General features: G+C 26.4%; 6 protein-coding genes and 1 rRNA gene. 3 read left to right on the top strand and 4 right to left on the bottom strand.

Going from position 1 to position 7,734, the window contains the following annotated elements; all coding sequences use genetic code 11:
- The 3 genes from rrf to M6G78_RS09405 form a co-directional block, all read left to right on the top strand.
- A 5S ribosomal RNA gene (gene rrf / locus M6G78_RS09415) occupies positions 1–110 on the top strand; the annotation flags it as partial.
- Between the two features lie 422 nt (positions 111–532).
- Positions 533–1,954: a L,D-transpeptidase family protein gene (locus M6G78_RS09410; RefSeq protein ID WP_253230232.1), complete on the top strand. Its 1,422-nt coding sequence runs from the start codon at positions 533–535 to the stop codon at positions 1,952–1,954.
- Between the two features lie 974 nt (positions 1,955–2,928).
- On the top strand, positions 2,929–3,963 hold the full coding sequence (locus M6G78_RS09405) for an alcohol dehydrogenase catalytic domain-containing protein (RefSeq protein WP_138269570.1): 1,035 nt from the start codon (positions 2,929–2,931) through the stop codon (positions 3,961–3,963).
- A 23-nt stretch (positions 3,964–3,986) separates the two neighbouring features.
- Here M6G78_RS09405 and yyaC read toward each other — a convergent pair whose 3' ends face one another.
- From yyaC to M6G78_RS09385, 4 genes are all read right to left on the bottom strand, one after another.
- Positions 3,987–4,535 carry a spore protease YyaC gene (gene yyaC / locus M6G78_RS09400; protein ID WP_171020664.1) on the bottom strand — a complete coding sequence of 183 codons (549 nt, stop codon included), beginning with the start codon at positions 4,533–4,535 and terminating at the stop codon, positions 3,987–3,989.
- Positions 4,536–4,609: 74 nt separating this feature from the next.
- A complete protein-coding gene (locus M6G78_RS09395) occupies positions 4,610–5,314 on the bottom strand; it encodes an ATP-binding protein (RefSeq protein WP_138269572.1) in 705 nt (234 codons plus the stop codon).
- Positions 5,315–5,328: 14 nt separating this feature from the next.
- Positions 5,329–6,171 carry an N-acetylmuramoyl-L-alanine amidase gene (locus M6G78_RS09390; RefSeq protein ID WP_138269573.1) on the bottom strand — a complete coding sequence of 281 codons (843 nt, stop codon included), beginning with the start codon at positions 6,169–6,171 and terminating at the stop codon, positions 5,329–5,331.
- A gap of 54 nt (positions 6,172–6,225) precedes the next feature.
- Positions 6,226–7,650 (bottom strand): hypothetical protein, encoded by a 1,425-nt coding sequence (locus tag M6G78_RS09385; protein ID WP_138269574.1) that lies wholly within the window; start codon positions 7,648–7,650, stop codon positions 6,226–6,228.
- Positions 7,651–7,734 lie beyond the last annotated feature (84 nt).

The following is a 7,734-nucleotide window of genomic DNA, read 5'->3' as shown; positions in this document are numbered from 1 at the left end:
ACGATAGCGACGGTGTAACACCTGTAAACATTCCGAACACAGAAGTTAAGCCCGTCCACGCCTAGAGTACTTGTCTGGAGACGGACTGGGAGGGTAGGTAGTCGCGGGGTTTTTTTATTCCTTTGAACCTGCTTTTTAGGTTCTTTTTTTTATAATTTTTATACTTTTATGAAGTATTATAATAGAATGATATTTACTTACTTTCTTATATTTCCTAACAACAAAAAAGAGGCCTTTAGGTCTTTCTTAGTTTTTATTCTATTTAAACTTTGTTACTGACTTTATATTGTTTATATTTTTTTGATTATTAGTTTACTTTTTAGGGAAAGACTAATATTTAATTCATTTAAATGTTATTTTTCTTAATATAATTATTTTATTAATCTAAAATATTAAGAATAAATTTTTTTACTATATAAAATAAAAGAGATAATTATTTAACATTTTTATTAAAAGTATTAAATTTAACATATTGATGTGTTATAATAAGTGTCAAAATTTGTTGAAGTTATATATTAAAAGAGGAAAAATAATGAAAAAATTCTTGAAAAAAAATAAATTATATATATTATTAGTTCTTTTAATTTTATTTATAGTAAATATGGTTTTTATTTTTATGTATTTAAACAAAGGAGAAAAATATTTAAAAAATACATATATAAATGGGATAGATTGTTCCGGACTTACTGTGAGTCAGGCAAAAGAAAAAATTGTTAAAGATTGGAATAAAAAAGAGTTTATTATTAATGAAGGAAATGGAAAAACCGAAACTATATCTTTATCAAATGTTACATATAATATTGATGAACAATTAAACGATATTGTAAATCCTGGATATTTTTCATATGTCATGCATAAGACACATTTAAAAGATAACAAATATACAATTTCTATGACTATTAAGGAAACAAGCGATGAATTTAATGAATCGTTAAAAAAATTATCAGTATTAGAAGATGGTGAAGATACAACTAAAACAAAAAATGCTTATATAAATTTAAATAGCGAAGAGTATGAAATAATTAAAGAAGTATATGGAACGAATATTGATTCCTATTTGTTAAAAAAAGATATATTAAAGTTCGTTGCAAAGGGAGAATTTACTCTTAGCTATAACGAAAAAAATTATTATGATAAACCTGAAATTATATCAACAAGCACAATTTTAAAACAAGAACAAGAATATTTGAAAAATTTAGATTTGCCTTCTATCACATATAAAATGGCAAATAAAGATGTAAAAATAGAGCAAGAACAAGTGCTAAAGTTATATGGAATAACAAATAAAACAATTGAAACAAAAATGAAAGAAAATAAATTAAGAGTAGATAAAAGTGCAGTAAAAAGTTTTGTAAATGACTTAGCCGCAAAATACAATACAAGCGGAAGAATGAGAGAATTTAAATCAACTTTAAGTGGTACTATATCTATAACCGGTGGCGATTACGGGTATGTCATAAATAAAGATAAAGAAATAACAAAGTTAACATCAGAATTAAATAAGAAAAAAAATATAAACAGAAAACCTTGCTATTCACAAATCCCTTATGATACATCCGATGAAGTAGGCGATTCATATGTTGAAATAGATTTAACAAATCAAAAACTTTGGGTTTATAAAGATGGTAAAAAAATTGTTACATCAGATATTGTAACAGGAGATGAAGCTGGTGGATACTCAACACCTGCAGGAATATATTACTTAAAATATAAACAAAGAGATACTACTTTAAGTGGAAGTAATGCTGATGGAAGTACATATAATTCACCTGTTTCCTATTGGATGCCTTTTAACGGAGGGATTGGAATGCATGATGCAACATGGAGAAGTAAGTTCGGAGGAACAATATATAAAAATAACGGAAGTCACGGCTGTATAAATATGCCTAAGAAAAATGCAAAAAAAACATATGAAACAATACAGGCAAATTATCCTATAGTAGTTCATTATTAGAAGAAGTTTAACTTCTTCTTTTTTTATATTGATAAAAAAATACTTATAAAAGTAATCTTTTAGTAAAAAAAAAAAATGAAAACGTATATATTTTATAAAAAAAAGATTTCAATAAATTTTTTTTTACCAAAATTTTATAAAGTATTGAATTTTATATATATTATGCATATAATATAACCATAGAAAACGTTAACAAATCCAAAACAAAATGGAAGCAAGAAAATATATTGAAAGATATATAAATTGCATTTAAGTTATTTAAAAAAGCTAACATAATAGTTAGAAAAGAATTTGAAAAAGAGAGAATCGAAACTACACAAAAAAGAATAATGAAAAGAAAAGATGCAAAAGTACATCAAAAAAAGAAAGTGTAAAAAGATGAAAAGTATATTTAAACAGAAATATATATCTTTTGAAAATTCGATTAAATAAATTAAAGTTTGTTAAACGTTGAAGCTATAAAATTCCAAATGTATCAAAAAGAAAAAATAAAATGTCAAAGTACATTATAAAAAATCTTTTAAGAAAAGGTACATTAAGGAAATTAAGAGATTGTGAAACAGAAGGAGGAAAAGAAAACTTAATATAGTAAAAAAAAAGCAATAAAATAAGAATAGATTGCTGATAAGCAAGAGGCGAGTAAACCTCTGAAATTTAAAATAGATAAAAATAATAAATAAAAAAGAAGAAAATGAAACGTTAAGGGTAAACTATATTAAGGAAAAATAGAACAGGAAGTTTATATAAGCAATTGGGAAGTAAGTTTAAATAATAAAAAAAGAAAAATAAAAAAAAAGATAAAAAATTAAACTGAAGATATTGCAAAAAAATGATAGTACTGTGAAACCAAATTCTGAGTCACAAGAATCGAGATACTAGGTAAAACTAGTAAAAGAAGGAGAGTCTGAAAAGACTCTCTTTCTTTATTTATATTTTATGTTAAAATATAAATAATAAATATTTAGGAGGCAAAAATGAAAGCTATCGTATTAGAAGATAAAGAAAAAGTTGTTTATAAAGATGTTCCAAAACCTGAATGCACAAAAGATGGAATACTCTTAAAAATTGACGCTGTTGGACTTTGCGGTTCAGACGTAAGAACATATTCGTCAGGTGTAAATGGCTTGGATTTTCCTTTTATTTTAGGACACGAAAATATAGGTATAATCGAAGAAATAGGTGAAGAAGTAAAAGGATATAGTGTTGGAGAAAGAGTAATTGTAAATCCTGTTATACCTTGTGGTAACTGTTATTACTGCGAAAAAGGTATGCAAAATTTATGTGAAACAAGACTTACATATGGGCATCATTTGCATGGTGGTTTTGCTGAATATATGTTAATTCCGGGTATTGGGGTACAACGTGGACAAATTCTAAAAATACCTGAAGGCGTAAAAAGTGAAGATATGGTTGTAGTTGAACTATTGTCAAGCGTTGTAAATTCTCAAGATTTAATTAATGTAACTCTTGGAGATACTGTTGTAATAATTGGGGCAGGTCCACTTGGATGTTTACATAGTGAAATTGCAAGGCTTAGAGGCGCTAAAAATATTATAATGGCAAATAGAAGTGAAGCAAGACTTGAAAAAAGTAAAGCTTTCAGCGGAACACATTTTGTAAATACATCTAAAGAGAACTTAAAAGAAGTAGTAATGGATATTACTGATGGAAGAGGAGCAGATGTAGTAATAAATTCAACTCCTGCAACAAAACCTATTGAAGAAGGTATACATTTACTAAGAAAACAAGGTAAATTATTAATTTTTGGTGGTCTTCCAAAAGACAATCCAAATGTAAGTTTAGATGGTAATTTGCTTCATTACAGTGAAGTTCAAGTTATTGGAGGATTTTCAACAACTCCTGATAGTTTTAGAAAAGCCTTTGACGTTGTTGCAAACGGAATGATAAATGCAAATTTAGTTTCTCATATTTTACCTTTAAAAGATATGGAAAAAGGTGTAAAAATGTTAAAAAGCGGAGAAGCCTTAAAAGTAGTTTTAAAACCATAAAAGACAGCAATTTGCTGTCTTTTTTATTGTAATACATCGCTTGTAACAGAATAAACGGAATCTGAAAAGGCATAAGTAAGTGCATCAGAAACTACTTTTGCCATTTCATAAATATTATTTAAACGCAGCGTTGTAAGAGAATTTATTGCATCTTTTTCATTGTTGCTTACAACTAAAGTAAGGGACGTATCTCCTGTTTTGGGTAATATTTTCCCTGTAGCTTTTCCGGGGAATATACCTTCATTAAATAAAATAATGTCTCCTACATTTCCTTTTTGTGAAATCATTGAGTCAATAACGAAAATTTCTTTACCAGGATATAAAGCTTCAATATAAGAAAGGGTTTTATTTATGTTAAGGGCATGAACAGGATGTTTGATTGTTCCAAAAATAGGATTATTTAAAAAATTATAACTTTCAAGCAAGCTTCCTACAATTGGAGCAAATGCATCTCCGATACATTTATCAGTTCCTATAAAAAGCAAAATACAATCTTTAGATGTTAATTTTATGATTTCTTCTGCAAGCAATTTTGCAGCATTTTTTTGTAAATAGTTAAATGTTTTTTGCATATTCATTCTCCAAAAAAAATATACCCTAATTATATATAATAGGGTATAAGTAAAATGTAGATATTTGTTTAAAGTTATTTCATATTTTCTAGATTATTTTTTATTGCGGTAAACATTCTTTCATCTGCATTTGGTATTTGCTTTTTTAAATACTTTACTAAGTTTTTCATTTCTTCTCGTTTTGTAAATCCATCGGCAGGGCATTCACTTTTTATTATAGGAATATTTTCAGTTTTAACAGCATGAATTACATCGTTTTCTTTAGCATATAAAAGAGGTCTAAGGGAATAAACACCTGTTCTATCAAGATAAGTTACAGGCTTAAAAGTGTGTATTCTTCCTTCGTAAAAAAGGCTTAGTAAAAAAGATTCTATAAAATCATCTCTATGGTGTCCAAAAGCAATTTTATTACTGCCAAGTTTTAACGCCGTTTCGTTTAAAGCCGCTCTTTTCATTTTTGAGCATAAAGAACAAGGATTTTTTTCTTTTCTTTCATCGAATACAATTTTCTTTATATCCGTATGAACAATTTCAAGAGGGACTTGAATTTCATCACAAAATGATTCAAGCTTATCAAGTTTCATATTATCAAATCCAACATCTATACAAATTGCGGTCAGTTTAAATTTCTCGGGGGAAAAATACATATATGTTTTTAAGGCTTTTAAAAGGAGCATACTGTCTTTTCCTCCTGATACAGCTACACATATATGGTCTCCGTCATTTATCATGTTATAATCTTTTACTGCTTTTCTGATACATCCCAGTGTTTTTCTCATGTTATATTCCTTTTCTAAAAATATTTATTTATACTTTTTACAATTGCATTTACAAGTTTGTTTTGATTTTTCTCATTTTTTAATTGTTCTATTTCATTTTTGTTGGAAATGAAACCACATTCAATTAATACGCTTGGGTAGTTTGTCATTCTTAATATTCTAAAATTATTATCTTTTACTGCACTATTTTTATTTGCGAGAAGAGGCGCAATATAATCAAGCCTAGAAAGTTCCTCGTTTAAAATATTAGCGAACTTTAAACTTTGTTTTGCCTCTTTGCATAGTGTTATGTCTTTTACTATTACATTACTTCTTCCTGTTGATGAAAGTATATTTATTCCATTTGTATAATATACTGTTGTTATACCGTTATTAATCTCTTCTTTAATAAATGGGTAAGTTTTTCCGTTTTCTTCAACATATATATCATTAAAGTCTAAATTGGCTTTAAAAGATGAATAGTAAATTGTATAACCGCTTTTATTGTTTTTGGTGCCTGTTGAATCATGGTGTATGCTTATTAGTAAATCAGGCTTAATTTTATTTGCAATTATTGTTCTGTTTGTTAATGTGACTTCTTTTTCATCTTTGTAGGGCTGTCTTGTGAATTTAACAATATAGCCTTCTTTTTTTAGTGCATTTGCAAGCTTGATTGTAACTTGGTCATTAAGCGTATATTCATTTGTTTTTTCACTGTCTACACCAATTGCACCTTTATCAGCCGAAAGTTTTCCACCGTGCCCCGGATCAAGCAATATTACATAATTATTTTTGTTTTTTATATTAATTGTAAAAAGCAGAATAAGTATAAAAATTAAAAAACATAAAAATAAATTTTTGGATATTTTAATTCTCATATATTTATTCTATATTTTAATAAACCCACAAAATGCAATATTTTGTGGGTTAGTTTACATTTTATCAATTAAGTCTGCAATCTTATCAAAGTCATCTTCTGAAAACATTAAATCAATTTGGTCTTGTTTTGTAGGTTTAATGTTTTTATTTGTTTTTTTATCATTATTTATATTATTTTGTTTTGATGAGGTTTTAGTTGTTTCGTTCTTATCTAATGAAGTTTTTATTTTTGAGTTGTTTTTTGTTATATTTTTGTTTTTTAAAACATTTGCTTTTTTGTTAGATTTATTTGCTTTGTTTTTTTCTTTTTTGGTTGTTTCTATCTTTATAACATCGTTTTCTTCTTTTAAGTTTGAGCTGTTAAATAAAAACTCCATAAATTCATCATTTTCTTTTTCTTCTTTTGATGTATTTAGAAGTGTACTGTTTTTTAAAGCTTCGGATAAATTTTTATCTTTATTTTTTAATTTTTTATTATCTTCTGTTTGTTTTTGTGATTGCATTGATTTGCTTTTTGCATAAGGATTTACTCTTTTTCTTTTTTGTCCTATTTTTTTATATGTTTCTTCAAGTAGTTCTTTATCGCTTAGATGTTTTCTTTTCTTTACTTGTTCCTTAGATGTTTTTTGCTCTATTTCCTTTTGGGTAATATCATACATTTTCATCATTAAATTATGTTCTTGTAAGTCAACTACTTTCGAGCGTTCATTTAAGGATGTATGAATTGTTTTAATGTTATCTAAAACTCCATCCAATATTTCTTGCTGTTGAAGTCTTTGTTTTCTTAGTTGTTCCTGTTTTTTTATTTCTTGTTCAATTTTGATCTTTTCTTCTTTTTCTTTCTCAAGTTTTTCAAGTTCTTTTTGAATATTTAATTCTTTTAAAGAAAGCGTATGTTCAAATGTTTTTAATTGTTCTTCTTTTTGTTTTAATTGATTTTCTTTTTCTTTTAATTCTTCCAAAGCTTGCTTTGTTTCTTCTTGTTGTTGCTGCTCTTGGTTTTTGATTTCTATAAGTTCTTTTTTCATTTTATTAAGTCTTAATTCTTCACTATAGTCATAAGGATCATCAAAAACTTGTACATTTTCTTCTTCTTGAAGTTCTTCTTCGCTTATGCTTAGTAATAGAGAACGAGATATTGTTTCAACAATAATATCAACGGTTAAAGCAATAAGTTGAAGATAGGTAGAAACGCCTACTTTTAGAATAAATCGAACTAAAATAAAAACAATGATATTAGCGAGAGTAACACAAGAAATTTCAAATACCATACCTCTCGTTTCTTCTTTATATAAACCGGCAAGAAAATAAATACCAATTTTAATTAAAATTAGAAGAGGTATAAATTTAGGGAAATTAGGATCAATTGTTAAATTTGCTTTATTAAAAATTAAATTGGCTACAATATATGTAATAGCCATGAAAAATATATCAATAAAAACTAAGGATACTGTCTTAATTGTTTTTTCTTTATTCAATATAATCACCTTTTTAAATTGTTTATACATTATAACATAAATTTATATAATACCAAAATGATATTTAATAAAATATAAAAATAT

It is taken from the genome of Anaerofustis sp. NSJ-163 (genome assembly GCF_024135845.1).
Taxonomy (GTDB): Bacteria; Bacillota; Clostridia; order Eubacteriales; family Anaerofustaceae; genus Anaerofustis; species Anaerofustis butyriciformans.
This window is presented reverse-complemented; position numbering and strand designations above follow the sequence as displayed.

Coding starts and splice junctions, on each gene's coding strand:
- yyaC (WP_171020664.1), bottom strand. CDS start 4,535: ATGCAAAAAACATTTAACTATTTACAAAAAAATGCTGCAAAATTGCTT.
- M6G78_RS09395 (WP_138269572.1), bottom strand. CDS start 5,314: ATGAGAAAAACACTGGGATGTATCAGAAAAGCAGTAAAAGATTATAAC.
- M6G78_RS09390 (WP_138269573.1), bottom strand. CDS start 6,171: ATGAGAATTAAAATATCCAAAAATTTATTTTTATGTTTTTTAATTTTT.
- M6G78_RS09410 (WP_253230232.1), top strand. CDS start 533: ATGAAAAAATTCTTGAAAAAAAATAAATTATATATATTATTAGTTCTT.
- M6G78_RS09405 (WP_138269570.1), top strand. CDS start 2,929: ATGAAAGCTATCGTATTAGAAGATAAAGAAAAAGTTGTTTATAAAGAT.